The organism is Skermanella mucosa (genome assembly GCF_016765655.2).
In the GTDB taxonomy this organism is placed as follows: Bacteria; Pseudomonadota; Alphaproteobacteria; order Azospirillales; family Azospirillaceae; genus Skermanella; species Skermanella mucosa.
In genome coordinates, this window is sequence record NZ_CP086106.1 from 1617919 (window position 1) to 1644123 (window position 26205).

The window sequence follows — 26205 nt, forward strand, 5'->3', positions numbered from 1 at the left end:
TGGGCGCCTGATCCCCGGCGGGATGAAAAAAGAAGGCCGGCCTTCCGCCGAATGCGGATGGCGGCCTTCTTTTCGTCAGCAGGGGAGTGGATCCCGTTTCCGGTCCCCCGGGGATCAACCCTCGGAGCTTCTGACCGCGAGGGGCGGCGCTGACTCGGCGTTGCGGGCCTGCTCCAGGGATGGCTGCTGACGGGCAGCGAATACGCCCGCCTCGGTACGATTGCGGAAATGGAGCTTCGACAGGACGCTCCGCACCATCGACTTGATGACGGCTTCCGACAGGTCCAACTGGTCCGCGATCGTCCTGTTGTTCAGTCCCTGGCCGAGCAGCAGGAGCGTCTGGAACTCGACCGACGACAGGCGAGGGAGCAATGTCAGCCTGATCTCGTCCACGCCCAGGCGCGACAGGAACTGCTTGGGCATCAGGCAATGCCCCTCGAGCCCGAGATCGATCAGTTCGTTGATCCTGCCGACATTGATGTCCTGGAAAACCCAGGCATCGGCGAAGGCCAGTATATGTGCCGCATCGAGGAGTTCGCGGCTGCTCAGGACGACGACGATGCGGCTCCGGCGGGAGAGCCGCAGGTACACCATCGGCTCGTTCTCGCGCAATGCCGCGAACTGCTGGACGCCGATCAGGATCGCGTCGGGCGTTATGTTGCTCTGCTGCAGATCGGAAATGTCGTGGAACACCGAGATCCGGTGTCGACCGGCGCTTTCCAGCGCCGATACGAGCGGCTCGGCGATCGTGTCGTCGTCAACGACGAGGCAGACATGCATGGGCGTCACTGTGTTCAACTTCATATTATCCAAACCGGGGGCGAAGACCTGTCGGGTGGTCTGGTCGTTCGGCGCATGCATGGCACTGCTCTCAGTTTCTGCCCGGCGCCGCAGGGAAGGGCACCGTGCGGTGGTGGGTGGCAGGGCATCGGCTGATCTGTCGTCATCGTTAAGGTCTCAAAGAATTGACCAGTGGGAGGAAAGAAACGAGACAACAAACATCAAATTTAGACCGTTAGGCAAGCTAAAATCCAAAGTAGTTGGATTTGGTTAATTTACAATATCCCAGGCATTGCGCTGCGGAAATATAGCAATGAGGTTATATTCCTGCTTATCGTGGCAACCCATCCGGTCGAGACCGGCGCAAAAGTGCGTCTTTCTGGCAAAGCTTGGTTGTGAGTTGCGGATTTGGTTATCTCCTTTGATTGTGTCCGCGCTGTTCGTGGCTGGGCTGGTATTCGAGGGGCCGTGCGGTTGCTACGTTACGTTCCGAATTCGGTCATGCGACCAGCGAGCGCCGGAAGGCCGTGAATGGGGCATTATTGGGGCGAGTTCGCATAACAATCTAAGCATTGTGGCGATCCGATGGCTCGAAATAAACGAGATCTGCCCCGATACGGACGGTATAACCCCAATACACCCGCGAGAGGGCAGTCTTGCTTGGTCAGCCCGGATTGGACTGGACGCCACCAGCCGGCCATATTGGCCGGCATCTTCGGATGAACTTTGCGGATGCGCGAAGTCGAGATGCCCTGACCTCTTACGAGGGTGCGCTTTCGCCACGGTACTCCGAAAGGAGAAGCCGGGTGCCGATTGCTGTGCCTATTATCGCTGCCGCCGTGCTATATCGTCTAACTATAGGAAACTGGGCAGTCCGGAGCGAGGGAGGTCGGATTGGGTAGGTTCTCGCGCGCGGGCGGCAAGCCGCTCTCCCTGGATCGCCGGGGGTAGGGGATCCGCCGAGTACGGGACGGCGTCGGGACAGGTCAAGGCGCGGTCAAGCCAGGGGGCTTTCCGGCACCTATGGTGGAAAATCGTATCGGTCGGGAGAAATGTTCGGTGACTTGAAATCGACCGGCACTTCGTTGTGCCAAAATCCCTTTGTAAACGTTTCTGTCGTGTGGCGGTTGGCCGTCTTTGAGGTGCAGCGATGAAAATATTGATTGGCGACGACCATTTGCTGTTCAGGGAAGGTTTGCGTCGTCTGCTGGAACAACTGAGTGCCGATGCCACCTTCACCGACGCCAGTACGTTCGATGAGGTGCTGGAGCTTGTCCAGAACGGCGGCGACACGTTCGATCTGATCCTGATCGATCTCCAGATGCCGGGATGGCCGGGGTTCTCAGGACTGGAGCAGGTCTGCACCGAAGCCTCGGACACCCCGGTCGTCGTCGTGTCGGCGTCTGAGAACCAGGCTGATGTCCGCAGTTCGCTGGATGCCGGGGCCGCCGGCTTCATCCCGAAGTCGTCCAGCGTCAAGATCATGCTCAGTGCCTTGAACCTCGTGTTCTCCGGCGGGATCTATCTTCCGCCGTCGGCGATCCATGCCGATGTCGCGGCGAAGGCGACCCCCATCAAGGTCGAGACTGAGCATGGCGGCGACCGGGGCTCCAATCACCACCAGTTGACCCAGCGCCAGTGGGAGGTGTTGAACTGCCTGCGCGAAGGCAAGTCCAACAAACAGATCGCCTATGAGCTGGGATTGTCCGAAGGGACGGTGAAGATCCACGTCACCGCCATCTTCAAGTCGCTTGGCGTCAAGAACCGGACCCAGGCGGTCATCGTCGCTTCGGAACTCCAGCGCTGATACACCGGATCGAGCACATTCCGCCCCCGTGACGACAGGTGCGTGACAGCTTGATCCGGTAGACTTCCCCAGGCTGCACGGGCCGGCCATAGTCTCCGCGCCGGAAGCGGCGGGCCCCGGAGCAACTCTGATGCCTGTGTCGGGCATGCGGTCTTTCCTGGCACCCCGGGTTCCAACAAGGCCGGTCCAGCACCTCCCGGCGGAACCCGGCCCGATAGTCGTGCCGGCACGTTCCGCTTCATCCGAGCGACGACAGCGTCTGTCAGTCATCGGGACCGGCGGCCGGACAGGGAGGAAGTGGCCACCATGGCCGCATCGACTGCCCTGCCGAGCGGCGAGCCTGTGATCCGGAGCGTCGCCATGACGGCCGATGCTCGTTCCGATCACGCTCAGCCCGGCTCGACTGGCTTCTTAGATACGCTGAAGCGCGACAACTTCCTGCGATAGCGGCACTTGGCCTTCCAGGCACCCTGATCTTCAGCACCATGGCGGCGCCGGGGCGTGGCCCTTTGATCTTCGCGCATGGCGCTGTAAACTGATGATCCACCGCACGTCCGGCGTTTCCGCGCGTGTTGCGGTGCAATGAATGATAAGAACGGATCGGGAGCGAAAAGCCAAATGGCGGCACAGTCGACGATTTGCGATTTCGGGTGGAAAGCCGTGGATTTCAGCCTGCCGGCCACCGATGGCAGACGCTACGGTCTGGCCGACTTACGGGGGCCGAACGGTACCCTCGTCATGTTCATCTGCAATCACTGCCCCTACGTGAAGGCGGTGATCGACCGCATCGTCCGGGACTGCCGCGACCTGGAGCCCCATGGGGTCCGGGCCGTCGCCATCATGTCGAACGACACGGAGCGCTATCCCGACGACGATTTCGACAACATGATGCGGTTCGCTGAACGGCACGCCCTGCCGTTTCCCTATCTGATCGACGAGAGCCAGCAGGTCGCGAAAGCCTATGACGCGGTCTGCACGCCCGACTTCTTCGGCTTCAACGCCGATCTGGAACTGCAATATCGCGGCAGGCTGGACGCTTCCAAGGTCCAGCCGGTTCCGAACGCCCGGCGCGAACTGTTCGACGCCATGGTCCGCATAGCCGAGACGGGTCAGGGGCCGGCGGAGCAGATCCCCAGCATGGGCTGCTCGATCAAATGGCGTTAGGCGAAGCCGGGCGGGAGGATGAATCGGGTCTCCAGGCGTGCTCCGGGTCGCTATGCCGCCTTGACCGCCATCGGGCCGTCTGGTAATCGGCCCAACCCGGACGCATGAGGACCGGCGGACTTCGTCTGCCCGGAAAAAGCTATATGACCGATATCTTCCGCGAAGTTGATGAAGAGCTTCGCCGCGATCGATTGGAAAAGCTCTGGAAGCGGTACGGTGCGCTGATCGTGGTCGCCGTGGTCGCCGGTACCGCGGGCTTCATGGCATGGCGCAGCTGGCAGCAGTCGCAGGCCGAGACCCAGACCCAGCAACTGGCCGACGCGCTCCGCCTGGCCGGTGCGCCGGACGGGCAGGGCGGCACCGCGGGCGGCAGCCCCGAGGCCGCGGCCGATGCGCTCTCCGCCTTCGCGGGGCAGACGGGTGCCGGACCGGGAACGCTGGCCCGCTTCTACGAGGCGGGGCTGCGCGCCCGTGAGGGCAATGGCGAGGCCGCCGTCTCGATCTACGACCAGCTCGCGCAGTCCTCGGACGTGGCGCAGGTCTATCGCGATCTCGCGACGGTGCTATCCGTCATGCATCAGGTCCAGTCCGGCGATCCGGGCCAGCTTCGCGCCCGGCTTCAGCCGCTGACCGCGGAGACCAGCCCGTGGCGTCATTCGGCCCGCGAGTTGACCGCCCTGCTGGCGATTCGCGCGGGCGACCGCGATGCCGCCGCCAAGCTGTTCGCCCAGCTCCAGGGCGATGCGTCCGCCCCCTCCGGTGTCCGCAACCGCGCCACCGAACTCGCCGCCCTCTACGCTGTCGAGCCGCAATGACCCAACGCTGCGCCCAATCGTCTTCCCAGTCCATCAGCCGGCCTGCCGGCCGATCCGTCACCCGCTCGCTGAGCGCCAGGCTACTGGCCGCCGGCATGGTGACCCTGTCCCTGGCCGGCTGCGGCTCGGGAAGCTGGTTCGGCGACAGCGAGCCGCCGCCGCTTCCCGGCGAGCGGATTTCCGTGCTCCGGCTGGAACGGCAGCTGGAGCCCGATCCGCGCCTGGCCGACCTCCGGGTCGAACTGCCGGCACCGACCGCGAACGCGGCTTGGCCCCAGGCCGGCGGCAATCCCGACCATGCCATGGGCCATCTTGCCCTGGCGGCACAGCCCCGTCAGGCATGGACCGCGGACATCGGTTCCGGCTCGTCCAGCGACACGCGCCTGCTCGCCCAGCCTGTGGTGGCCGGCGGCCGGGTCTATACCCTCGACACCGATTACGAACTGACCGCCTTCGATACTGCTACCGGACGCGAGGTCTGGCAGGTCAGCGTCGAGCGCGAGAACGAATCCGGCGGCGCGCTGGGCGGCGGGGCCGCCTTCGCCGACAACAGGCTGTTCGTGACCACCGGCTACGGCGAGTTGCTGTCGGTCGATCCCGCCTCAGGCGCGATCGGCTGGAGGACCCGGGTTCCCGGTCCGGTGCGATCCGCACCGTCCATCGCGAACGGCCGGGTGTTCGTCATCACGGTGGATAACCAGCTGATCGCCTATTCGGCCAGCGACGGCGCCACCCTGTGGACCCACACCGGCATCCTGGAGACCGCGGGGCTGCTGGGCGCCGCAAGCCCGGCGGTGGATGGAACGATCGTCGCAGCCCCTTATTCCTCCGGCGAGCTGTTCGCCCTGCGGGCGGAGAACGGACGGGTCGCCTGGTCGGACAACCTGGCCGCCGTGCGGCGGGTCGGAGCCTTGTCCAACCTTGCCGACATCCGTGGCATGCCCGTGATCGACCGGGGGCTTGTCGTTGCCGTCAGCCATAGCGGCCGCATGGTCGGGATCGACGAACGAACGGGCGGACGCGCCTGGGAGCAGGAGATCGGCGGGGTCGATACCCCGTGGGTCGCCGGCGACTTCATCTTCGTGCTGACCAACGATAACGAGGTCATAGCGCTCACCCGCCAGTCCGGCCGGGTGCGCTGGGTCGCCCCGCTGGCACGCTACGAGGATCCCGAGGACCGCAGCGGCCCGATCATCTGGACCGGTCCGGTGCTGGCCGGGGGGCGCCTGTGGCTGGTGAATTCCGTCGGCGACTTGGTGGCGCTGTCCCCCGAGGACGGACGGGAGCAGCAGCGCTTCGAGCTGCCCGACGGCGCGTTCATTTCGCCGGTGGTGGCCGACGGCACGCTTTACGTCCTGACCAACGACGGTACCCTGGTCGCCTATCGCTGAGGCGGCCGATTATTGGAGTGGTGGAGCCGTTCTCGGCTCCCTACATGGAAGCAATGTCTTTAACCGTCGCGATCATCGGCCGGCCCAATGTCGGCAAGTCCACCCTGTTCAACCGGCTCGTCGGCAAGCGGCTGGCGCTGGTGGACGATACCCCCGGCGTCACCCGTGACTGGCGCGCGGCTCCGGCCCGGCTGGCCGGCATCGACCTGACCGTGATCGACACCGCCGGCCTTGAAGAAGCCTTCGACGACAGTCTCGAGGCGCGGATGCGCCGCCAGACCGAGCGGGCGATCGAGGAGGCGGACGTCGCCCTGCTTCTGATCGATGCCCGCGCCGGCGTCACGCCGCTGGACCAGCACTTCGCGACATGGCTCCGCAAGGGCAAGACCCCGGTCATCCTGCTGGCCAACAAGTGCGAGGGCCGGGCCGGGGCGCCGGGTCTCTACGAGTCGTTCGAACTTGGCCTGGGCGAACCGGTGCCGATTTCCGCCGAGCACGGCGAGGGCTTGGCGGAACTGGTCGAAGCCCTGCTACCCTACGTGCCGCCCGAGGAGACGCAGCCGGACGCCGAGCAGGACGAAGCCGGCACCGATCCGGAAGCGCGCGAGGACGGCAAGCCGGAACCGGTGCGCCCGCTCCAGCTTGCGATCGTCGGCAGGCCCAACGTGGGCAAATCGACCCTGCTGAACAGCCTTGTCGGCGAGGAGCGGGTCTTGACCGGTCCCGAGGCCGGCATGACCCGCGACGCCATCACCGTCGAGTGGACCTACAAGGACAGGCCGATCCGGCTGGTCGACACCGCCGGGATGCGCAGGAAGTCGCGGGTGGACGACAAGCTGGAGAAGCTGGCCGTCGCCGACGCCCTGCGGGTGATCCGGCTTGCCCAGGTGGTCGTGCTGGTGGTCGATGCGGAAGCGATCCTGGACCACCAGGACCTGACCATCGCCCGCATGGTGCTGGACGAGGGGCGTGCCCTGGTCATCGCGGTCAACAAGTGGGACACCGTCACCGACCGCGCGGGCACGCTCAAGCAGATCGACGACAAGTTGCAATCGCAATTGGCGCAGGTCCGGGGGATTCCCGTTGTCACCCTGTCTGCCTTGCGCCGCCAGAAGCTCGACGCCCTGCTCGACGCCGTACTGGACATCTACGAGATCTGGAACAGGCGTGTCGGCACGTCGGACCTGAACCGCTGGCTGGCCGGCATGACCGAGGCGCATCCGCCGCCGGCGGTCGAGGGGCGGCGGATCAAGATCCGCTACATGACCCAGGTGAAGGCCCGCCCGCCCACCTTCGCGCTGTGGGTCAGCAAGCCGCTGGACCTGCCGGAGAACTATCTCCGCTATCTGGTGAACGGGTTGCGGGATGCGCTCGACCTCCCCGGGGTGCCGATCCGCATGCTGACACGCAAGGGCAAGAATCCTTATGCCGAGGAATAGCGCCTAAGTTACCGGAAAACTCGGATAACTTCTTGTAATTGTTACCTCTTTTGAAACTTCCTGCAGGTATGGGTCAGGTTTCCTGCCCAAGTTGCGGGGCCTGACCGGGCCTTGCCGACGGGCGATTCCTTCACCCGCCTCAGGGAAGAGTTCAAGAGACCGATGAATACCCTCACCAATTTCAAGATCCAGACGAAGGTGTTCATTTCCTTCGGGCTGGTGCTCGCCGTGTCCGCAGGTCTGGGGCTTTTCGCCCTTGTCCGGCTGGCCGACATGAACGCGATCACCGAGCAGCTTCGGGACCGCTGGTTGCCCAGCACGGGATATGTCGGGGAGTTCCTCACCGGAGCCAACGAGTACAGGACCTACGAATCGGGTCACGTCTCCGAAGTGAACATCGACCTCATGCTGGAACGGGAACGCTTCGCCCAGGCGCTGGTCGAGCGGATCGAGGCGACCCGCAGGAAATACGAAGAATTCGACATTTCCGGCCGCGAAGGCGAGGTCTACGAACAGTATCTGGCGGCCTGGAGCCGCTATGTCCAAGCCACGAAGACGGTCTTCCAGCTGTCGCGCGAAGGGCGGAAGGAGGAGGCGTCCAAAGTCTTCCTGAACGACTCCCGCAACGCCTTCCGCGACATGAAGAAACATGCCGAGGAGCTGGTGCGGGTGACCATCGCCTCCGGGCAGTCGGTCGGCGATATTTCTTCCGCGATCTATGGCATGACCTGGAAGCTGATCGTCGCCGCGATGGTCGCGGCGCTGGTCCTGTGCAGTCTCGCGGGCCTGTTCCTGGTCGCCTCGATCTCGCGGCCGATCCGCGCGCTGTCCGAGACGATGGGGCAGCTCGCCAAGGGCCGGCTCGACACCTCCGTGACCGGAACCGGCCGCCGCGACGAGATCGGCCGGATGGCTTCCGCCGTCCAGGTGTTCAAGGACGGCCTGGTGACGGCCAAGGAACTCCAGGCGGGCCAAGCTGCGGAGCAGGTCGCCAAGGAGCAGCGCGCCGCCCGGATCGAGGATCTGATCGGCCAGTTCGAGCGGCAGGCCGTCGCGGTGCTCGGCGGCGTGACGGCGGCGGCCGACCAGCTCGACGATACGGCCCAGGGCATGACCGCGGTCGCCGACCGGACCCTGCGCCAATCCACCGCGTCGGCTGCGGCGGCGGAGCAGACCTCGGCCAATGTCCAGACCGTGGCCAGCGCCACCGAGGAGATGACGAGCACGCTCCAGAGCATCTCGCGCCAAGTGTCCCAGTCGAGCATGGTCGCCACCTCCGCGGTGGAGGAGGCGGGGCAGACCAACGAGACGGTCCGCGGACTGTCCGACGCCGCCCAGCGCATCGGGGAAGTGATCGGGCTGATCCAGACGATCGCCGAGCAGACCAACCTTCTGGCGCTCAACGCCACCATCGAGGCGGCCCGCGCCGGCGAGGCGGGCAAGGGCTTCGCCGTCGTGGCCTCCGAGGTGAAGAGCCTGGCCAACCAGACCGCGCGGGCGACCGAGGACATCACGACCCAGGTCGCCGCCATGCGCGAGGCGACCGGCGGGGCGGTCGGCGCGATCCAGGGCATCGGCAAGACGATCTCCTCGATCCACGAGATCGCGACCAGCATCGCCGGCGCGGTCGAGGAGCAGAACGCCGCGACGTTCGAGATCGCGCGCAACGTCCAGCAGGCTGCCCGGGGCACCCAGGAGGTTTCGGCCAACCTGTCGGAGGTATCGCAGGCAGCCGCCCAGACGGGAGCGGCCGCCACCCAGGTACTCGGCGCCGCCAAGGAATTGGGCAAACAGGCAACCACCCTGCGCCGGGAAATCGAGCAGTTCCTGTCCGGAATCAGGGCGGCGTGATCGGAAACGGCCGGGCGGTCCCGCCGCCCGGCCGTTTTCGTCTTATCAGGTCAGGTTCTCTTCGATCAGCCGTTCGACCACCACGACATCGCGCCAGACCCCATCCAGCTTGCCGTGCTTCAGGTAGGTTCCCACCTCGCGAAAGCCCACGGCGGCGCAGGCGCGGCGGCTGGCGCCGTTCTCGGTGAAGATGCGGGACACCAGTTTCCAGTATCCGGCTTGGCGGGCCGCCTCGATCAGCCCGGCCAGCGCCGCTCGGCCGGCGCCCCGTCCGCGTTCGCTCCGCGCGACATAGACCGAGAACTCGGCGATGCCGCCGTAGCAGCCCCGGGACCGGTAGGACGAGGTGGAGGCGAAGGCGACGACCTTCCCGTCGTCTTCCGTCACGACGATCGGGAAGGGACCGAGCGGGCCGGTCGCGTCGAACCAGGCCCGGATCTGCTCGACGGTCCGAGGCTCGGTTTCGAACGTCCCGATCCGGTCGGCGATGCCCTGGTTATAGATTTCGGTGATCGGACCGGCGTCGGCCGGGGTAGCGGGGCGGGTCAGCATGGCGGCGTCGGAGCGGGGGCGGAGCCTGGGTCAGACGGAAACGACCTCGCCGTGCAGCCGGCAGGCGGGCTCGGCCAGTTCGACGAAGCGGTCCGTGATCTCCTCCGGGGCGGGATGGATCATCGGGTCTTCGCCGGGGAAGCCGTGGGCCCGCATCTTGGTCCGCACCACGCCGGGGTCCAGCAGGTTCACCTTCAGAGGCGAGAGCGCCACCTCCAGGGCATACATCCTGACCATCATCTCCAGCGCGGCCTTGCTCGCGGCGTAGGCGCCGAAATAGGCCACCGGGCCGCGGGCCACGCCCGAAGTCACGAACATCGCCCGGCCGGCATCCGACCCGCGCAGGAGCCGGTCGAGGCTCCGGATCAGCCGGTAGTTGGCGGTTACGTTGAGCCCGAAGACACGGTCCCAGGTCTTGGGCGCGTAGTGCGAGATCGGGCTGAGGTCGCCCAGCATCGCCGCGTTGCCGACCAGGATGTCGAGCCGCCCGAACCGTTCGAAGATCGACTGGCCGAGCTGGTCGATCTTGTCGAAATCCATCAGGTCGACCGGCACCAGCGTCGCGGTGCCGCCCTTGGCGCGGACCCGGTCGTCGACCTCCTCCAGCCCGCCGACGGTGCGGGCCGCGAGGATGACATGCGCTCCCTCGGCGGCGAAACGTTCCGCTACGGCGGCGCCGATGCCTCGGGATGCGCCCGTGATCAGGGCGACGCGGTTCGACAGGCGGGGTTCGGACATGGAGGCTGTTCTCGTGGTCAGGTATCGTGTTGGTCGGGTAATGGCGGGATCAGCCGCGCGCTTCGGCGCGGTAGGTGATCTCCGACGTTTCGCCCGGAGTGTCCCGGTCGAGCAGCGGGATCGGATAATCGCCGGTGAAGCAGGCGTCGCAATATTGCGGCCGGGCGTTGTTGCGGCCCGGCTCGTTGACCGCCTTGTACAGGCCGTCGATCGAGATGAAGGCCAGGCTGTCGGCGCCGATATACTTGGCCATCTCGTCGATCGAGTACTTGTGCGCCAGCAGCTTCTCCTTCTTCGGCGTATCGACGCCGTAGAAGCAGGCGTGGCTGGTCGGCGGGCTGGAGATCCGCATATGGACCTCCCGGGCGCCGGCCCGGCGAACCATCTCGATGATCTTGATCGAGGTCGTGCCGCGGACGATGCTGTCGTCCACCAGGACGACCCGCTTGTTCTCGATCATGTGGCGGTTGGCATTGTGCTTCAGCTTGACGCCCAGGTTGCGGATCTGGTCGGTCGGCTCGATGAAGGTGCGGCCCACATAGTGGTTGCGGATAATGCCCAGCTCGAAGGGGATGCCGCTTTCCGCCGCGTAGCCGATCGCCGCCGGCACGCCGCTGTCGGGAACCGGGATGACCACGTCGGCATCGACGGCGCTCTCCCGCGCCAGCTCCATGCCGATGCGCTTGCGCGCCTCGTAGACCGAATTGCCCTCCATCACGCTGTCGGGCCGGGCGAAGTAGATGTATTCGAAGATGCAGAAGCGGCGGTGCTGCGGCAGGAACGGGCGGAGGCTGTGGACGCCGGAGCTGTCCAGGACGATCATCTCGCCCGGCTCCACGTCGCGGACGAAGTCGGCGCCGATGATGTCGAGCGCGCAGGTCTCGCTGCACAGCACGTGGCTGTCGCCGACCCGGCCCAGGACCAGCGGCCGAACGCCCAGCGGGTCGCGCACGCCGATCACCATGTCCTTGGCCAGCGCGATCAGCGAGTAGGCGCCTTCCACTTGGCGGAGCGCCTCGACCATGCGGTCGATCACCGAGCCGCTGCGGGCGGTCGCCATCAGGTGGACGATCACTTCCGTGTCGGTGGTGGATTGGAACAGGCAACCGCGCCGGACCAGCTGGCGCCGAAGCATCAGCGCATTGGTCAGGTTGCCGTTGTGCGCCAGGGCGAAGCCGCCGAACTCGAAGTCCGCGAACAGCGGCTGGACGTTGCGCAGGACCGTGTCGCCGCTCGTGGCGTAACGGACGTGACCGATCCCGGCATGGCCGCGCAGCTTGGCGATGACCGACTGGGAGCTGAAATTGTCGCCGACCTGCCCCATGGCATGCTGGATATGGTAGTGCTCGCCATCGAAGGTGACGATGCCCGCCGCCTCCTGCCCACGGTGCTGGAGGGCGTGGAGACCGAGCGCCGCGACGGCAGCCGCCTCACCGTGGTTGTAAACGCCGAACACCCCGCACTCTTCGCGCAGCTTGTCGTCATCGAACGGATGGGTCGTCAACATGGGTGCTAAACCCTTTCGCGGGGTTTGTGAACGGTAGGCTGTCAGCGGTTGGTCTCGATCAGGCGGTCGAGTTCGGTTCGGTCCCGGTCCTTATACCCCGAGTCGGGCACCTGCGCACCCGCGTTCGTCGCGGCCGCCGGCGTCGGCCTGGGGGTGGAAAGGCGCTTCAGGGCTTCGTCCTGGACGGCGCGATTCGCCATGTCGGCGGCTGCCTTGGCCGCGGCGGCGCCGGACGCCGCCTGAGACTCGACCGCCGGACCGGTGCGGCCGGGCACCAGGTTTCGCAGCATCTCGGCCCCGGTCTGGATCACCGGCATGGTTCTCGCCTCCCGGAGCCAGCGCGGCTGCTCCGTGGGGGGGAAGACCCAAGTCACCGAGATATAGGCAAGGCAGACGATCACCGCACCCCTGGCGATGCCGAAAACGAAGCCGAGGGAGCGGTCAACGGCGCTCAGCGCCGAGCCGCGCACGCCCTTGGAGATCTGGTGGCTGAGGATCGACAGCAGGATCAGGGACGTGACGAATACCGCGAGGCCGGCCACGCCCTTGGCGATCAGGTCCTTGGCGACGACCTGCTGGACCAGCGGCAGGGCATGGGGGAACAGGTACAGGGTCGCGAAGGCGGCGCCGACCCAGGCGCCGACCGACAGCACCTCGCGGACCAGTCCGCGTGCGAACGCCAGCAGGGCCGACAGCAGCAGGATGACGATGACGGCGATATCGGTCGGGTTGATTGATGTCGAGTCCATGTCGGGATCCGTCACGTCATCTGGTGGATCAGGGGAGGCATCAGGCCCGCCCGCGTCCGGCGGACGCCGCGGCGCGGGGTTCCTGGAACATCGGGATCAGGTCCTCCAGGTGGGCCAGCTCGATCCTGCGGATTCCGACATCGCCGCGGCTGCCGGACTTCCGGCTGCGCTGGGTCGGCATCAGGGACTTCTCGAAGCCGAGCTTCGCGGCCTCCTTCAGGCGGACGTCGGTCTGGCTGACCGCGCGGATCTCGCCCGACAGGCCGACCTCGCCGAACACCACCGTATCGGCCGGCACCGGTTCCCCGGTCAGCGACGACACCAGCGCCGCCGCGACCGCCAGGTCGGCGGCCGGTTCGCCGATCCGCAGGCCGCCCGCCACGTTCAGGTAGACGTCGTTGGCGCCGATCGCGACCCCGCAGCGCGCCTCCAGCACGGCAAGCACCATGGCGAGCCTGCCGCCGTCCCAGCCGACCACCGCGCGGCGCGGCGTGCCGAGGGGGGAGGGGGCGACCAGGGCCTGGATCTCGACCAGCACCGGGCGGGTTCCTTCAAGGCCGGCGAACACGCAGGCGCCGGATACGTCGCCGCGCCGCTCCGCCAGGAACAGTTCCGACGGGTTGGACACTTCGGTCAGGCCGGAGTCGGTCATCTCGAACACGCCGATCTCGTCGGTCGGGCCGAAGCGGTTCTTCACCGCGCGGAGAATCCGGAACTGGTGGCCGCGCTCCCCTTCGAAATAGAGCACCGTGTCGACCATGTGCTCCAGCACCCGCGGGCCCGCGATCGTGCCTTCCTTGGTCACGTGCCCGACCAGCACCAGGATGATGCCGCGCCGCTTGGCGACCCGGATCAGTTCCTGGGCCGAGGCGCGCACCTGGGCGACCGTGCCGGGCGCGCTGTCCAGCGTGTCCACGTACATGGTCTGGATCGAATCGATGATGCACAGGCCCGGCGCGTCGGCGGCGTCGAGGGAGGCGACGATGTCGCGGACGTTGGTCGCTGCGGCAAGTTCCACCGCGGAGTCGCTGGTGCCGAGGCGCGACGCGCGCATCCTGACCTGATCGACCGCTTCCTCGCCCGAGATGTAGGCGCATCGCAGGTTCCGGGCGAGGCTGCAGACGACCTGGAGCAGAAGGGTGGATTTGCCGATGCCGGGATCGCCGCCGACCAGCAGGGCCGATCCCGGCACCATGCCGCCGCCGCACACGCGGTCATATTCCGCGATGCCGGTGATGCGCCGGGGAGCCTTCTCGGAAACGCCCTTCAGGTCGACGAAGTCGATCCGCCGGCCGGTGCCGGCCGTCCGGCCCAGGCCCTTGGGGGCGCTTTCCGGAACCGCCTCTTCCACGAGGGTGTTCCACTCGCCGCACGCGTCGCACTTGCCGCTCCATTTCGGAGAGCTGGCGCCGCAGGCCTGGCAGACATAACGTGTGTTGGAACGGGCCAATGTAACCGGGTTCTCGACGTGTTTGCGGTGCAGCAATGGATAGCACGCGCGAACTTTCCGACCTATGGGAAACGCCAGGCTGGAAGACATTCGGCGCGAGACCTTGCCACGGGCCATGCCCGGCCCGGGAACTATCCTGAAAACGCTCGATGCTTATCGAAACAGCGTTTATTTAAGATGAACAGAACAGGAATACCAGAGGCCGACCCGGGGTCGATGCCGCGGGTCAGGGTTGCATGACCTCCATCTGGATCGGCCCGTCGGCGCGCCCATGGATGAACTGGTCGACATATGGGTTGCCGGAATTGTCGATCTCCGACACCGGGCCGCTCCAGATGATCTTTCCTTTGTAGATCATCGCGATCCGGTCGGCGATCTTGCGGGCGCTGGCCATGTCGTGGGTGATGGACAAGGCGGTGGCACCCAGGTCCCTGACGCACTTGATGATCAGGTCGTTGATCACGTCGGCCATGATCGGATCGAGTCCGGTGGTCGGCTCGTCGAAGAAGATGATCTCCGGCTGCGTGGCGATCGCGCGGGCCAGGCCGACGCGCTTCTGCATGCCGCCGGACAATTCCGCGGGGAACAGGTCCGCCACTTCCTTGGCGAGGCCGACCGAGGCCAGTTTCTCGACCGCGATCTCGCGCGCCTTGCCGCGGGGCATCTTCTCGCCCTGGATCAGGCCGAAGGCGACGTTCTCCCACACCGGCAGGCTATCGAACAGGGCGGCCCCCTGGAACAGCATGCCGAACTTGCGCATCACCCGCTCGCGGTCGCGCGGACCGAGATTGGCCGTCTCCTCCCCGTCGATCCGGATCGACCCGCTGTCTGCCAGCATCAGGCCGATCGCGCATTTCAGCATCACCGACTTGCCGGTGCCCGAGCCGCCGATCACCACCAGGGATTCGGCCCGGCCGACCTCCAGGTCCACGCCGTTCAGCACGTGCTTGTCGCCGAAGGATTTGTGGACGCCTGACAGCTTCAGCTTGGGCGTGACGGTCTGGGTCCCGGGCGCGGCGTGGGCCGGCCTGCCTTCTGCGGTATGTGTCATGGCGCTCATCGCGAAAAGAACAGGCCGGTGATCAGGTAGTTGAACACCAGGATAAGGATGGAGGAGGACACGACCGCGTTGGTCGTCGCGGCACCCACGCCCTGGGCGCCGCCGCGCGACTGGTAGCCGTGGTAGCAGCCCATCAGCGCGATCACGAATCCGAAGACGGCCGCCTTCACCAGGCCGGAGATCACGTCCATCGGCACCAGGTACTCCCAGGTGCGCCCGATATAGGCCGCCGGGTTGAAGTCCAGCCGGTAGACGCCGATCAGGAAGCCGCCGAATACGCCGATGATGTCGGCGATCAGGACCAGCAGCGGCAGCATGGTGAGGCCTGCGATGAGGCGGGGCACCACGAGGTACTTGAACGGGTTGGTCGCCAGGGTGGACAGGGCGTCGACCTGCTCGGTCACCCGCATGGTCCCGATCTCCGCGGCCATGGAGGCACCGATGCGGCCTGCCACCATCAGACCGGCGAGCACCGGCCCCAGTTCTCGGGTGACGGAGAGTACCACCACGGTCGCGACGGCCCCCTCCGCCTGGAAGCGGGCGAAGCCGGTATAGCTCTGCAGGGCCAGCACCATGCCGGTGAACAGGGCGGTCAGTCCGACGACGGGCAGCGAATAATAGCCGATGTCGATCATCTGTCGCCCGATCAGGCGCATATAGAACGGCGGCCGGAAGCAGTGCGAGACGGCGACGCCCGTAAACAGCATAAGCCGGCCGGTCGCTTCCAGAAATATCAGGAAGGCGCGGCCGGTCGTGGTCAGGAAGCCCATTGATCCCCCGTGGCAGCCTAGCGGGTGGCGGTTCCGCTCACCCACGCCCCCGTGCCGGGCACGACACTCGGGCCGGACGCGTCGAGGGAACGGCTGGAACCACACACCTAAACTGCTGGTGCCGTTGCAACTTTACCTCAGCGCGCAACCTTGTGCGGCGCACCCTAGCCAACCGTCATAACACTGTCAACGGCGGGGGCGCCAGCGGTTGCCCATAGGTGGATGGGGGCGGGCCTTCCGGCCGCACCCCCGTTTTCCCCTATTCGTAGTCGCTGCCACCGCCCGGGTGGCTCTGGTCCAGGTCGCCGAACTTGGTGTACTGGCCATCGAAGAACAGGCGCACCGTGCCGATCGGCCCGTGGCGCTGCTTGGCGATGATGACTTCGCCGGTGTTGTGGACTTCGCCCAGGCGCTGCTGCCAGCGCTGGTAGCGATCGTTGAACTTGTCGTCGGCCTCGTCGGGCCGCCGGCTCGGTTCGGCGCGTTCCAGGTAATACTGTTCGCGGAAGACGAACATGACCACGTCGGCGTCCTGCTCGATCGATCCGGACTCACGCAGGTCGGAAAGCTGCGGACGCTTGTCCTCGCGCTGCTCGACGGCGCGGGACAGCTGGGACAGGGCCATGACCGGGACGTCCAGCTCCTTGGCGATGGCCTTCAGGCCGCGGGTGATCTCGGAGATTTCCTGCACCCGGTTCTCGTTGCCCTTGCCTCCGGAGCCGCGCAGCAGCTGGAGATAGTCGACCACGATCAGCCCGAGGCCGCCCGACGTGCGCGCCAGCCGGCGCGACCGGGTCCGGACCGCCGCGATGCTCAAGGCCGGCGTGTCGTCCACATAGAAGGGGACGCGCGACAGGATGCTGCTGGCTTCCGAGAAGCGCTGGAAGTCCTCCGGCTTCAGGTCGCCGCGCCGGATCTTCTCCGAGGCGACCTGCGCCTCGTCCGCCAGGATACGGGTCGCCAGCTGCTCGGCCGACATTTCCAGCGAGAAGAAGGCGACCCCCGCGCCTTCCTTGCCGTCGGTGCGCAGGTGGGCCTTGGCCGCGGCGAACGCGATGTTGGTGGCGAGCGCCGTCTTGCCCATGGACGGACGCCCGGCGAGGATCAGCAGGTCGCTGGGATGAAGACCGCCCAGCTTGCGGTCCAGGTCGATCAGGCCGGTGGTGACGCCTGTGACCTGGCTGTCCCGCTTGAACGCCTCCTCCGCCATCTCGATGGCGACTCGGAGCGACTGGCTGAACGGCTGGAAGCCGCCCTGGATGTCGCCGGTCGTCGCCAGGTCGAAGAGCTTCTTTTCCGCCCCTTCGATCTGTTCGAGCGCCGCACCCTCGAGGTTGTGGCTGTAGGCCTCGTTGACCATGTCCTCGCCCATGTCGATGAGCTGGCGGCGGAGGTACATGTCGTGGATGATTCGGCCATAGTGCTCGGAATTGACCACCGAGACCACGCTGCCGGCCAGTTCGGCGAGGTAGCCGACGCCGCCGACGCTATCCAGCGCCGGATCGCCTTCGAAATAGCGCTTCAGCGTGATCGGGTCGGCGACCTCGCCGCGCTGGACCAGGGTATGGATCGTCTCGAAGATTCGGCTGTGGACTGGATCGTAGAAATGCTCCGGCTTCAGGAACTCGCCGACCTTCTCGTAGGCCTTGTTGTTGGTCAGGATCGCGCCCAGCAGGCTCTGCTCAGCCTCGGCGTTGTGCGGGGTGATTCGGTAGCTGGGGCGTCGTCCGGCAGCATCCGCGGGGCGGGCGGCGCGAGGATCAGTGGTCATCGTTTCCATGTCGGGGAGACTAGCAGAGCGGGCCGGGCCGAGATAGACGCCGCGGCTGTGGATAGCTTGTGGAACCCGGCGAGTGAAGTTATCCACAGGCTGTGAAGATGGCGGAAATTAGCTCTCGCCATGAGGATTTCCGGATGCGATCATGCATCGAGGCATGGGTGTATTAACCATGCCATCGCCCGAGTTAAGGAAGGATTGGTTGAGTGGCCCGGAAATCCGACGGCGATAGCCGCCCGACGGCGGCTCAGGTGGAGTTGGCCCGGCTGGTGGCGGACCGGCACGATGTGCGGCTTCCGACCGGGTTCGAGAGCGACGGGACCTGGACGGGCAAGTTCCTCGACGTCTTCGCCTACGACACCGAGGTGGAGGAGGATGTCTTCCGCCGGATCCGCAACCTCGTCCAGTATGTCCGCGAAGGGCGCGACATCCCCGAGATGGCGCGCAAGGTCGGGCTCCGCCCGGATCAGGCCGAGTTCATGATCTCGGTGCTGCGCTGGTCGGACTACGACATGGAGGAGGTGGTCGAGGATTTCGACACCGACCCGGAGGACGCCGCCTGGCGCGACATGGACCGCGACGTCGAGGCGCGTTCCTACGAATACTATTAGTGGTCCCGCACAGTCTTTCTGATGACGTTCGGCGGAGGCGAAGGCGGAGTGCGGTAGCTCGGCCTTCGCCCGTCAGGGCAAACGCCGACACCCTGCATCGACGCTCCGGCCATGCTGTCGGCGTCGGCCTTCGGCCGAGGCCGACCTACGATAAATCAATCAACAACACGGTGCGCGAGGTCGGCCAGGCATTAGGTTTGTCGCAACAACTGTCCGGATAGCCTGTTGGACGAGGCAGTTGTTGAGAGGATCCGATGCGGTATCGCGAGCAGAATGAGGACGGAAACGACACCGCCGGCCATATTGGTGCGGCGGCAGGCCTGATCATCGGCATCGTGCTGGGCTCGGTCATGCTGAATTTCACCGGCTCCGAGATCTCCGGCGAAGCCGGTTCGAACTCCGCGTTCACGCGCGAGTTGAAGACGCTCATGCACGGCTGACTGGAACTCGCAAGGCTTTCTTCAAGCACGAAAAGCGCGCCGGCTGCCACAGCCGGCGCGCTTTCGCGTGGGAGCAATGGATGTCCGCCGACGCCGATCAGGCGTTGTCGGTATCCTCTTCCTCGTCGGCAGCGGCGGCGGCAGCCGCTTCCGCCTCTTCCTCGTCGGCCAGCAGGTCGGCCGTGGTGACCATGCCGCCGCGCTGGGCCTGCATCTCGGCCTCTTCCAGCGAACGGGCGACGTTCACCTTGACGTTCACGCTCACCTCCGGGTGGAGGATGACGCGCACGTCGAACAGGCCGAGGCTCTTGATCGGGTCGCTGATGGCGACCTGATTGCGCTCGACGGTGAAGCCGTTGGCGGTCACCGCCTCGGCGATGTCGCGACCGTTGACCGAACCGTACAGCATGCCCGACTCGGCAGCCTGACGGGTGATGACGACGGCCAGGCCCTTCATCTTGCCGGCCACTTCCTCGGCTTCCTTCCGGCGCTCCAGGTTCTGCGCCTGAAGCTGGGCCTTCTGCGTCTCGAAGAAGGCGAGGTTCGCCTTCGTCGCGCGCAGGGCCTTCTTCTGCGGCAGCAGGAAGTTGCGCGCATAGCCGGGCCGAACCTTGACGACCTGACCCATCTGGCCGAGCTTCTCGACCCGCTCCAACAGAATGATATCCATGACTAACTCTCCTGATCCGGGCCGGTCCGGGAGAACCGCCGGCGCAGCCCGGCCCATTGCTCAATCACACCAAGGCCGACGACCATGGCGATCGGCCAGCCGGACACCAGCAAAAAGAAGTAAAACACCATCAGCAGCAGGGTCCGGGCCTGCCGCCCGCCGGCGAAGGCGTGAACCACCGCCAGCCCGGCGAAGAAGAACGGTACCAGCAGCACGATCGCCGCGTTCAGCCCCAGGTATCCCAGCTGCCCCTCGCCGCCCAGCAGGGCCAGGACGCCGGCCGCCGCCAGAAGCATCGGGGTCCAGTTCGGCAGCTCGACCTCCGCGACCCGCATCGCGGGACGGAGATTGCGGCCGAACCGCATCAGCACCCCCTGGGCCAGGGCCGCGTTGATGATCGCCATCGTGAGCCACGAGACCACCACCATGCCGGGGAACACCTGCGCGAATCCCTCGATCAGCTCGCCCAGCGGTTCCTCCGCCCCGGCGGTGCCGGCCGCGGCGTCGCCGAACGCGAGGCTCAGGAACTGCCGGACCGATCCTTCGAGGCCGCCCGGATCCCCGAGCGTCAGCAGCGCCGCCAGTCCCAGTCCAACAAGGCCCAACCCGGTCAGGACCACCAGCAGCAGCCCCGGCGGGTACCATTCCAGCGTCCCGTCGGGAGCGGGCCGGGCCAGCAGCGCCTGCCGGACGATCACCGCCACCACGATCCCGTTGGCCAGGCCGTAGGACAGGCCGAACAGCGGTCCGCCGAACCCGGCGACCGCCAGGACCGCGACGGTGCCGGCGATCGCGAACGACCGCAGCCCCAATCCCAGCCCGACCATCAGCAACGGGAGCGGCCCCAGATAGGCCAGGATCACCGTGCCCAAGCCGCCGGCCGTCACGGAAAGGTAAAGCAGCGCGCTGAGCACGCCACCGCCGATCGCCATCAGCAGGGCATTAGGCATTGCGCCGCTCCATCCTCCCGTAAGCCGGCCCGGTCGCCCGGGTGCTTACTTCACGACGTAGGGCAGCAGGGCCAGGAAACGGGCGCGCTTGATCGCCCGCGCCAGCTCGCGCTGCTTTTTGGTGGACACCGCGGTGATGCGGCTCGGCACGATCTTGCCGCGCTCGGAAATGAAGCGCGAGAGCAGCTTGATGTCCTTGTAGTCGATCGTCGGCGCGTTCGGACCCGAGAACGGGCAGGTCTTGCGGCGGCGGAAGAACGGACGACGCGGACCGCCACCAGAACGGCCACCGGGGGACGGTGCGGCACTCATGCCTGCTCTCCTTCGAATTCAGTGCGGCGGGGAGGACGGGGGCCGCGGTCGCCGCGGTCACCACGATCGCCGCGGTCACCACGATCGCCGTCGAAGCGGCGGCCGCCGCGGTCGCCACGATCACCGCGGTCGCCACGCTCGCTCCGCTCGTTGCGGCTCTGCATCATGGCGGACGGGCCGGGCTCCAGCTCGTCGACGCGAACCGTCATGTAGCGCAGCACGTCTTCGCTGATGCTCATGTTGCGCTCCATCTCGGCGACGGCCGGGGCGGGGGCGACAAGATTGAACAGGACGTAGTGGCCCTTGCGGTTCTTCTTGATCTTGTAGGTGAGGGTCTTCAGACCCCACTGCTCGGTCTTGGCAACCTCGCCACCGTTCTCGCGGATGATGTTCGAGAAGGTTTCGGTCAGCTGCTCGACCTGCGCGGACGAGATGTCCTGGCGTGCAATGAACACGCACTCGTAATTCGCCATTTGGTCTCCCCATGGCTGTTAACGGTCCGGCGCTGCGGTCCGGCGAAATGCCGGAATCAGCCGCCCGGGCCTAGCCGGACGCTTGGCGTGCGCCGGCAAGGAGCTTTGGAAGCCGCGCACTATACACACCCGCGCCCACGGAGCAAGCGAATAAGCTTGACAGCGGGAGCTGCGGCATCTTCGCTTCCGAGCGTCGCGGCAGGCCGCTTCAAGTGCAGTGCAGCATACGGTTCTCGGCGTAACCGTTCGCATCGCCGTTTCGCCCGGCCTTGACTTCATTCTGCCAAGCGGTATGACTACCGGCCATTTAGGCGCCTCCCGAAGGCGCCTTTCAATTATACGGGTACAGTGATGACGCGCGCATTCGTCTTTCCGGGCCAGGGCAGCCAGGCGGTCGGCATGGGCCGGGAACTCGCCGATGCCTTCCCGGTCGCCCGTCACACCTTCGAGGAGGTGGACGAGGCGCTGCAACAGAACCTGTCCCGCCTGATGTTCGAAGGCCCCGAGGGCGACCTGACCCTGACCGAGAACGCGCAGCCGGCGCTGATGGCGGTCAGCATCGCCGTCCTGCGCGTGCTGGAACGGGAAGGCGGGGTCGAGCTGCACAAGGCCGCGGCCTTCGTCGCCGGCCACTCGCTCGGCGAATATTCGGCGCTGGCCGCCGCCGGCACCTTCAGCCTGTCCGATACCGCGCGCCTGCTCAAGCTGCGCGGCCAGGCCATGCAGAAGGCGGTTCCGGTGGGCGAGGGCGCCATGGCGGCGCTGCTCGGCCTGGATTTGGCGGCGGCGCAGGAAGTCGCGGCCGAAGCGGCGCAGGGCGAGGTCTGCTCGACGGCCAACGACAACGCGCCGGGGCAGGTGGTCGTCAGCGGCCACCGGGCGGCGGTCGAGCGCGCGATCGCGGTCGCGGCGGGGCGGGGCGCCAAGCGGTCCATCCTGCTGCCGGTCAGCGCGCCGTTCCATTGCGAGCTGATGGCGCCGGCCGCCGAATCGATGGCCGAGGCGCTCGCCAACGTCGAGCTGCGCGGCCCGGTGGTTCCGGTCGTCGCCAACGTCACCGCGGAGGCGGTGGTCAGCCCGGACGAGATCCGCCGCCTGCTGGTCGACCAGGTCACCGGGCTGGTGAGGTGGCGCGAAAGCGTCCTGTTCATGAAGGGGCAGGGGGTCGACACCCTGGTCGAGCTGGGCTCGGGCAAGGTCCTGAGCGGCCTCGCCAAGCGCATCGACCGGGAGATCTCGGGCCTGTCGGTCCAGGGGCCGGCCGACATCGAGACTTTCCTCAGGACCCTCTCCTGAATCCCGCATCCTACCGGCTGCGTCGCGCCGCACGTTGATTTCGAGGCCATCGATGTTCGATCTGACAGGTAAATCCGCGCTGGTGACCGGCGCTTCCGGCGGGATCGGGGCCGCCATCGCGCGTGCCTTGCATGCCCAAGGGGCATCGGTCGCCCTGTCCGGCACCAAGGTCGAGGCACTGGAGGCGCTGGCGGCGGAGCTGGGCGCGCGCGCCTTCGTGGTGCCGGCCAACCTCAGCGACACGGCCGCCACCGAGGCCCTGGTCAAGAACGCCGAAGCCGCCATGGGGCAGGTCGACATCCTGGTCAACAATGCGGGACTGACCCGTGACGGCCTTGCCATGCGGATGAAGGACGAGGACTGGCAGCTGGTGCTCGACGTCAACCTGACGGCGGGCTTCAGGCTGTCGCGCGCGGTGCTGCGCGGGATGATGAAGCGACGGTGGGGCCGCATCATCGGGATCACCTCGATCGTCGGGGTCACCGGCAATCCGGGGCAGGCCAACTATGCGGCCAGCAAGGCCGGCATGATCGGCATGTCCAAGGCGCTGGCCGCCGAGGTCGCGTCGCGCAATATCACGGTGAACTGCGTGGCCCCTGGCTTCATCGCGACCGCGATGACCGACGTGCTGCCCGACGAGCAGAAGCAGAAGCTGACGGGAGCCGTTCCGGCGGGCCGGCTGGGCGATCCGGGCGACATCGCCGCCGGCGTCGTCTACCTGGCCAGCGAACAGGCCGGTTACGTCACGGGGCAGACATTGCATATCAACGGCGGCATGGCCATGATCTAAGGGAACATGGCGGATCCGCGACGGTTGCCAGCGGGGGATGCTGGTCAACCCCGTTCAAGTGTGTTATGTGACGGCACTTTTCATGGGGCCGACACTAACGGGTTGGGCCGATAATATCTGGTGTCCAGACGTCGGGGCTCACCCCAATCAAACGAAAGATTTGGGAAGGTTTGTAAAGATGAGTGACATCGCCGATCGCGTGAAGAAGATCGTCATCGAACACTTGGGCGTCGAAGAGTCCAAGGTCACCGAAAATGCCAGCTTCATCGACGATCTGGGCGCCGACAGCCTGGACACGGTCGAGCTGGTGATGGCGTTCGAAGAAGAGTTCGGGTGCGAGATCCCCGACGACGCCGCCGAGAAGATCCTGACCGTCAAGGACGCGATCGATTTCATCAAGGCGAACGCCGCGGCCTGAGCCCCGGTACAGAGTAGGGGCCCGGCCAGGTCGGCGACCTGGCCGACCGAAGCCCCTGCCGTTCACTCCCTGGCCTTACCAAGGCATTGGCTTTCCAAGCCACGAGCAGTTCAGGATTGATCATGAGACGTGTCGTCGTAACCGGTCTCGGGATGGTGTCGCCCCTCGGGGTCGGCGTTCAGAACAACTGGGAACGTCTCATCAAGGGCGAGTCCGGCCTGCGCGCCATCACGTCGTTCGACGTTTCGGACCTGCCGGCCAAGATCGCCGGCCAGGTGCCGCGCGGTCCGACCGCCGAGGGCCTGTTCAACGCGGACGACCATGTGTCGACCAAAGACCAGCGCAAGATGGACGAGTTCATCGTGCTGGCCATCGCAGCCGCCCGCGAAGCGGTCGCCGACAGCGGCTGGGAGCCGCAGACCGACGAGCAGCGCGAGTCCACCGGCGTCATGATCGGCTCCGGCATCGGCGGCCTGATCGGCATCTATGAGGGTTCCATCACCCTTCACGAGAAGGGTCCGCGCCGGATCTCCCCCTTCTTCATTCCCGCCAGCCTGATCAACCTGGCCTCCGGCCATGTCTCGATCATGTACGGCTTCAAGGGACCGAACCATTCGGCCGTCACTGCCTGCTCGACCGGCGCGCACGCCATCGGCGACGCCGCACGCCTGATCATGTGGGAAGACGCCGACGTCATGCTGGCAGGCGGCACCGAGGCGGCCGTCAGCCGCCTGGGCATCGCCGGCTTCGCTGCGGCCCGCGCGCTCTCGACCGGCTACAACGACCGCCCGACGGAAGCCTCGCGCCCATACGACAAGGGCCGGGACGGCTTCGTGATGGGCGAGGGCTCCGGCGTCCTCGTGCTCGAGGAGCTGGAGCATGCCAAGCGCCGCGGCGCCAAGATCTATGCCGAGGTGACCGGCTACGGCCTGTCCGGCGACGCCTACCACATCACGTCCCCGCCGGAAGACGGCAACGGGGGCTTCCGGTCGATGCGCAACGCCCTGAAGCGGGCCGGCGTCGATCCGTCCGAGATCGATTACGTCAACGCCCACGGCACCTCCACGCCGCTCGGCGACGAGATCGAGCTGGGCGCGGTCAAGCGGCTGTTCGGCCCGGCGATCGAGACGGTCTCGATGTCGTCGACCAAGTCGGCGATCGGCCACCTGTTGGGCGCCGCCGGCGCGGTCGAGGCGATCTTCTCGATCAAGGCGATCAACGACGGCGTGGTTCCGCCGACGCTGAACCTGCAGGATCCTTCGGAGAGCTGCCTGGGCGTCGATCTCGTGCCGAAGCAGGCGAAGGAGAAGCGGGTGAAGGCTGCCTTGTCGAACTCGTTCGGGTTCGGCGGCACCAACGCCTCGCTGGTTTTCAAGGAATACAAGTAGGTTCGCCATGCGTCTTGCCGTCCGGGTCGCGATCGGGGCGGTCGTCGTCATCGGCTTGTTCGCCGGCGCGGCGCTGTGGGGTCTCCACCTCGTCAATCGCGCCGGCCCGCTCGCGGCCGAAAGCTCGGTCGTGATCCCGCGCGGCAGCGGGCTCGATGCGATCAGCGCATCGCTGACCGAAGCCGGGGTTGTGGATGCGCCGCTGGTCTTCGTGGCCGCCGCCAAGGTCACGGGAGCCAACCGGGCGCTCAAGGCCGGTGAATATGCTTTCCCCGCCCATGTCAGCATTGCCGAAGCCCTGCGCATCCTGCAGAGCGGCAAGACGGTGGTCCGCCGATTCACGGTGCCCGAGGGGTTAACCTCGTCGCAGGTGGTAGCCTTGCTGCGCGACGAGCCGTCGCTGTCCGGCGAGATCACCTCCGATCCGGCCGAGGGTACCCTGCTGCCGGAGACCTATCACTACTCCTGGGGCGACGGCCGCGCCGACATGCTGAAGCGGATGCAGGCGGCCATGCAATCGGCGCTGAAGGCGGCGTGGGACAAGCGCTCCCTGTCGCTGCCGCTGGACAATCCCGAGCAGGCGCTCGTCCTGGCGTCGATCGTCGAGAAGGAGACGAGCGTGCCGCAGGAACGGGCCAAGGTCGCCGGCGTCTTCGTCAACCGGCTGCTCGCCAGCATGCGGCTCCAGTCCGATCCCACGGTAGTCTATGCGCTGACCCAGGGAGGCGGGACCCTTGGGCGCGCCCTGACCCGGGCCGACTGGAAGGTCGAGTCGCCGTACAACACCTATGTGGTGGACGGGCTGCCGCCGTCGCCGATCGCCAATCCGGGCAAGGCCGCACTGGAGGCCGCCATGAACCCGGAGCAGCACGACTATGTCTATTTCGTCGCCGACGGGACGGGCGGCCATGCCTTCGCCAAGACGCTGGCCGAGCACAACCGCAACGTCAGCCGCTGGCGCGAGGTGATGAAGCGGCAGGGCGACGACGCCGCGGAATAGTCTCCCG

Annotated in this window: 26 protein-coding genes; 13 read left to right on the forward strand and 13 right to left on the reverse strand. The window is 66.5% G+C overall.

What is annotated here, in order from left to right; all coding sequences use genetic code 11:
* Positions 1 to 114: 114 nt before the first annotated feature.
* Entirely contained in the window at positions 115 to 804 is a 690-nt protein-coding gene (locus tag JL100_RS07380) for a LuxR C-terminal-related transcriptional regulator (protein WP_228421120.1), read from the reverse strand.
* Between the two features lie 1126 nt (positions 805 to 1930).
* On the opposite strand from JL100_RS07380, the gene JL100_RS07385 reads away from it, so the two are divergent.
* The 6 genes from JL100_RS07385 to JL100_RS07410 all read left to right on the forward strand — a co-directional run bounded on the left by JL100_RS07385 (position 1931) and on the right by JL100_RS07410 (position 9247).
* A complete protein-coding gene (locus JL100_RS07385; RefSeq protein WP_201072483.1) occupies positions 1931 to 2587 on the forward strand; it encodes a LuxR C-terminal-related transcriptional regulator in 657 nt (218 codons plus the stop codon).
* A gap of 618 nt (positions 2588 to 3205) precedes the next feature.
* Positions 3206 to 3751 carry a thioredoxin family protein gene (locus JL100_RS07390; protein ID WP_202680077.1) on the forward strand — a complete coding sequence of 182 codons (546 nt, stop codon included), beginning with the start codon at positions 3206 to 3208 and terminating at the stop codon, positions 3749 to 3751.
* 143 nt (positions 3752 to 3894) lie between these two features.
* The gene (locus tag JL100_RS07395; protein WP_202680078.1) at positions 3895 to 4566 is read left to right on the forward strand and encodes a tetratricopeptide repeat protein; all 672 of its coding nucleotides are present in this window, start codon (positions 3895 to 3897) and stop codon (positions 4564 to 4566) included.
* A complete protein-coding gene (locus tag JL100_RS07400) occupies positions 4563 to 5957 on the forward strand; it encodes an outer membrane protein assembly factor BamB family protein (protein ID WP_202680079.1) in 1395 nt (464 codons plus the stop codon). Before JL100_RS07395 ends, JL100_RS07400 begins: the two co-directional genes overlap by 4 nt.
* Before the next feature lie 53 nt (positions 5958 to 6010).
* Positions 6011 to 7396 carry a ribosome biogenesis GTPase Der gene (gene der / locus JL100_RS07405; protein WP_202680080.1) on the forward strand — a complete coding sequence of 462 codons (1386 nt, stop codon included), beginning with the start codon at positions 6011 to 6013 and terminating at the stop codon, positions 7394 to 7396.
* 162 nt (positions 7397 to 7558) lie between these two features.
* Positions 7559 to 9247 (forward strand): methyl-accepting chemotaxis protein, encoded by a 1689-nt coding sequence (locus JL100_RS07410; RefSeq protein ID WP_202680081.1) that lies wholly within the window; start codon positions 7559 to 7561, stop codon positions 9245 to 9247.
* A 45-nt stretch (positions 9248 to 9292) separates the two neighbouring features.
* Here the strand turns inward: JL100_RS07410 and JL100_RS07415 are convergent, their stop codons facing one another.
* The 8 genes from JL100_RS07415 to JL100_RS07450 all read right to left on the reverse strand — a co-directional run bounded on the left by JL100_RS07415 (position 9293) and on the right by JL100_RS07450 (position 17844).
* Positions 9293 to 9799 (reverse strand): arsinothricin resistance N-acetyltransferase ArsN1 family A, encoded by a 507-nt coding sequence (locus JL100_RS07415; protein ID WP_202680082.1) that lies wholly within the window; start codon positions 9797 to 9799, stop codon positions 9293 to 9295.
* 30 nt (positions 9800 to 9829) lie between these two features.
* On the reverse strand, positions 9830 to 10537 hold the full coding sequence (locus JL100_RS07420) for an SDR family NAD(P)-dependent oxidoreductase (RefSeq protein ID WP_202680083.1): 708 nt from the start codon (positions 10535 to 10537) through the stop codon (positions 9830 to 9832).
* A 49-nt stretch (positions 10538 to 10586) separates the two neighbouring features.
* The gene (purF, locus tag JL100_RS07425) at positions 10587 to 12044 is read right to left on the reverse strand and encodes an amidophosphoribosyltransferase (RefSeq protein WP_202680084.1); all 1458 of its coding nucleotides are present in this window, start codon (positions 12042 to 12044) and stop codon (positions 10587 to 10589) included.
* A gap of 41 nt (positions 12045 to 12085) precedes the next feature.
* On the reverse strand, positions 12086 to 12793 hold the full coding sequence (locus JL100_RS07430; protein WP_202680085.1) for a CvpA family protein: 708 nt from the start codon (positions 12791 to 12793) through the stop codon (positions 12086 to 12088).
* Positions 12794 to 12833: 40 nt separating this feature from the next.
* Positions 12834 to 14243 carry a DNA repair protein RadA gene (radA, locus tag JL100_RS07435; RefSeq protein WP_202680086.1) on the reverse strand — a complete coding sequence of 470 codons (1410 nt, stop codon included), beginning with the start codon at positions 14241 to 14243 and terminating at the stop codon, positions 12834 to 12836.
* A 226-nt stretch (positions 14244 to 14469) separates the two neighbouring features.
* Positions 14470 to 15294 (reverse strand): ABC transporter ATP-binding protein, encoded by an 825-nt coding sequence (locus JL100_RS07440; protein WP_202680087.1) that lies wholly within the window; start codon positions 15292 to 15294, stop codon positions 14470 to 14472.
* Between the two features lie 5 nt (positions 15295 to 15299).
* Positions 15300 to 16073 (reverse strand): MlaE family ABC transporter permease, encoded by a 774-nt coding sequence (locus JL100_RS07445; RefSeq protein WP_202680088.1) that lies wholly within the window; start codon positions 16071 to 16073, stop codon positions 15300 to 15302.
* A gap of 259 nt (positions 16074 to 16332) precedes the next feature.
* Entirely contained in the window at positions 16333 to 17844 is a 1512-nt protein-coding gene (locus tag JL100_RS07450; RefSeq protein WP_228421121.1) for a replicative DNA helicase, read from the reverse strand.
* Between the two features lie 212 nt (positions 17845 to 18056).
* On the opposite strand from JL100_RS07450, the gene JL100_RS07455 reads away from it, so the two are divergent.
* Both JL100_RS07455 and JL100_RS07460 read left to right on the forward strand, forming a co-directional pair.
* Positions 18057 to 18461 carry a hypothetical protein gene (locus JL100_RS07455; protein WP_202680090.1) on the forward strand — a complete coding sequence of 135 codons (405 nt, stop codon included), beginning with the start codon at positions 18057 to 18059 and terminating at the stop codon, positions 18459 to 18461.
* 254 nt (positions 18462 to 18715) lie between these two features.
* Positions 18716 to 18901 carry a hypothetical protein gene (locus JL100_RS07460; protein ID WP_202680091.1) on the forward strand — a complete coding sequence of 62 codons (186 nt, stop codon included), beginning with the start codon at positions 18716 to 18718 and terminating at the stop codon, positions 18899 to 18901.
* 97 nt (positions 18902 to 18998) lie between these two features.
* Here the strand turns inward: JL100_RS07460 and rplI are convergent, their stop codons facing one another.
* Genes rplI through rpsF form a run of 4 tightly spaced genes read right to left on the reverse strand, consistent with a single transcriptional unit; the run spans position 18999 to position 21306 of the window.
* Positions 18999 to 19571, reverse strand: coding sequence for a 50S ribosomal protein L9 (gene rplI / locus JL100_RS07465; RefSeq protein ID WP_202680092.1), 573 nt, complete (start codon positions 19569 to 19571; stop codon positions 18999 to 19001).
* Between the two features lie 2 nt (positions 19572 to 19573).
* A complete protein-coding gene (locus JL100_RS07470; RefSeq protein WP_202680093.1) occupies positions 19574 to 20521 on the reverse strand; it encodes a DUF2232 domain-containing protein in 948 nt (315 codons plus the stop codon).
* Between the two features lie 45 nt (positions 20522 to 20566).
* The gene (gene rpsR, locus JL100_RS07475) at positions 20567 to 20833 is read right to left on the reverse strand and encodes a 30S ribosomal protein S18 (protein ID WP_158044528.1); all 267 of its coding nucleotides are present in this window, start codon (positions 20831 to 20833) and stop codon (positions 20567 to 20569) included.
* Positions 20830 to 21306, reverse strand: coding sequence for a 30S ribosomal protein S6 (gene rpsF / locus JL100_RS07480; RefSeq protein WP_201072433.1), 477 nt, complete (start codon positions 21304 to 21306; stop codon positions 20830 to 20832). The genes rpsR and rpsF overlap by 4 nt, the downstream gene beginning before the upstream one ends.
* 351 nt (positions 21307 to 21657) lie before the next feature.
* Between rpsF and fabD the strand changes: the two genes are divergently transcribed.
* From fabD to mltG, 5 genes are all read left to right on the forward strand, one after another.
* A complete protein-coding gene (gene fabD, locus JL100_RS07485) occupies positions 21658 to 22602 on the forward strand; it encodes an ACP S-malonyltransferase (RefSeq protein WP_202680094.1) in 945 nt (314 codons plus the stop codon).
* A 52-nt stretch (positions 22603 to 22654) separates the two neighbouring features.
* Complete coding sequence (fabG, locus tag JL100_RS07490; RefSeq protein WP_202680095.1) at positions 22655 to 23392, forward strand: 3-oxoacyl-[acyl-carrier-protein] reductase; 738 nt, start codon at positions 22655 to 22657, stop codon at positions 23390 to 23392.
* A gap of 178 nt (positions 23393 to 23570) precedes the next feature.
* On the forward strand, positions 23571 to 23810 hold the full coding sequence (locus JL100_RS07495; RefSeq protein WP_158044532.1) for an acyl carrier protein: 240 nt from the start codon (positions 23571 to 23573) through the stop codon (positions 23808 to 23810).
* Between the two features lie 122 nt (positions 23811 to 23932).
* Positions 23933 to 25198: a beta-ketoacyl-ACP synthase II gene (gene fabF, locus JL100_RS07500; RefSeq protein ID WP_202680096.1), complete on the forward strand. Its 1266-nt coding sequence runs from the start codon at positions 23933 to 23935 to the stop codon at positions 25196 to 25198.
* Between the two features lie 7 nt (positions 25199 to 25205).
* The gene (gene mltG / locus JL100_RS07505) at positions 25206 to 26198 is read left to right on the forward strand and encodes an endolytic transglycosylase MltG (protein ID WP_202680097.1); all 993 of its coding nucleotides are present in this window, start codon (positions 25206 to 25208) and stop codon (positions 26196 to 26198) included.
* The last annotated feature ends 7 nt before the right edge of the window (positions 26199 to 26205 follow it).

What these genes read in the sequence shown, in the direction of transcription:
- JL100_RS07380 (WP_228421120.1), bottom strand. Translation starts at nt 804, where the DNA reads ATGAAGTTGAACACAGTGACGCCCATGCATGTCTGCCTCGTCGTTGAC.
- JL100_RS07495 (WP_158044532.1), top strand. Translation starts at nt 23,571, where the DNA reads ATGAGTGACATCGCCGATCGCGTGAAGAAGATCGTCATCGAACACTTG.
- JL100_RS07415 (WP_202680082.1), bottom strand. Translation starts at nt 9,799, where the DNA reads ATGCTGACCCGCCCCGCTACCCCGGCCGACGCCGGTCCGATCACCGAA.
- JL100_RS07385 (WP_201072483.1), top strand. Translation starts at nt 1,931, where the DNA reads ATGAAAATATTGATTGGCGACGACCATTTGCTGTTCAGGGAAGGTTTG.
- JL100_RS07445 (WP_202680088.1), bottom strand. Translation starts at nt 16,073, where the DNA reads ATGGGCTTCCTGACCACGACCGGCCGCGCCTTCCTGATATTTCTGGAA.
- JL100_RS07470 (WP_202680093.1), bottom strand. Translation starts at nt 20,521, where the DNA reads ATGCCTAATGCCCTGCTGATGGCGATCGGCGGTGGCGTGCTCAGCGCG.
- JL100_RS07400 (WP_202680079.1), top strand. Translation starts at nt 4,563, where the DNA reads ATGACCCAACGCTGCGCCCAATCGTCTTCCCAGTCCATCAGCCGGCCT.
- fabG (WP_202680095.1), top strand. Translation starts at nt 22,655, where the DNA reads ATGTTCGATCTGACAGGTAAATCCGCGCTGGTGACCGGCGCTTCCGGC.
- JL100_RS07440 (WP_202680087.1), bottom strand. Translation starts at nt 15,294, where the DNA reads ATGACACATACCGCAGAAGGCAGGCCGGCCCACGCCGCGCCCGGGACC.
- der (WP_202680080.1), top strand. Translation starts at nt 6,011, where the DNA reads ATGTCTTTAACCGTCGCGATCATCGGCCGGCCCAATGTCGGCAAGTCC.
- JL100_RS07410 (WP_202680081.1), top strand. Translation starts at nt 7,559, where the DNA reads ATGAATACCCTCACCAATTTCAAGATCCAGACGAAGGTGTTCATTTCC.
- JL100_RS07395 (WP_202680078.1), top strand. Translation starts at nt 3,895, where the DNA reads ATGACCGATATCTTCCGCGAAGTTGATGAAGAGCTTCGCCGCGATCGA.
- JL100_RS07430 (WP_202680085.1), bottom strand. Translation starts at nt 12,793, where the DNA reads ATGGACTCGACATCAATCAACCCGACCGATATCGCCGTCATCGTCATC.
- JL100_RS07390 (WP_202680077.1), top strand. Translation starts at nt 3,206, where the DNA reads ATGGCGGCACAGTCGACGATTTGCGATTTCGGGTGGAAAGCCGTGGAT.
- rpsR (WP_158044528.1), bottom strand. Translation starts at nt 20,833, where the DNA reads ATGAGTGCCGCACCGTCCCCCGGTGGCCGTTCTGGTGGCGGTCCGCGT.
- fabF (WP_202680096.1), top strand. Translation starts at nt 23,933, where the DNA reads ATGAGACGTGTCGTCGTAACCGGTCTCGGGATGGTGTCGCCCCTCGGG.
- JL100_RS07450 (WP_228421121.1), bottom strand. Translation starts at nt 17,844, where the DNA reads ATGACCACTGATCCTCGCGCCGCCCGCCCCGCGGATGCTGCCGGACGA.
- rplI (WP_202680092.1), bottom strand. Translation starts at nt 19,571, where the DNA reads ATGGATATCATTCTGTTGGAGCGGGTCGAGAAGCTCGGCCAGATGGGT.
- purF (WP_202680084.1), bottom strand. Translation starts at nt 12,044, where the DNA reads ATGTTGACGACCCATCCGTTCGATGACGACAAGCTGCGCGAAGAGTGC.
- mltG (WP_202680097.1), top strand. Translation starts at nt 25,206, where the DNA reads ATGCGTCTTGCCGTCCGGGTCGCGATCGGGGCGGTCGTCGTCATCGGC.
- rpsF (WP_201072433.1), bottom strand. Translation starts at nt 21,306, where the DNA reads ATGGCGAATTACGAGTGCGTGTTCATTGCACGCCAGGACATCTCGTCC.
- fabD (WP_202680094.1), top strand. Translation starts at nt 21,658, where the DNA reads ATGACGCGCGCATTCGTCTTTCCGGGCCAGGGCAGCCAGGCGGTCGGC.
- JL100_RS07420 (WP_202680083.1), bottom strand. Translation starts at nt 10,537, where the DNA reads ATGTCCGAACCCCGCCTGTCGAACCGCGTCGCCCTGATCACGGGCGCA.
- JL100_RS07460 (WP_202680091.1), top strand. Translation starts at nt 18,716, where the DNA reads ATGCGGTATCGCGAGCAGAATGAGGACGGAAACGACACCGCCGGCCAT.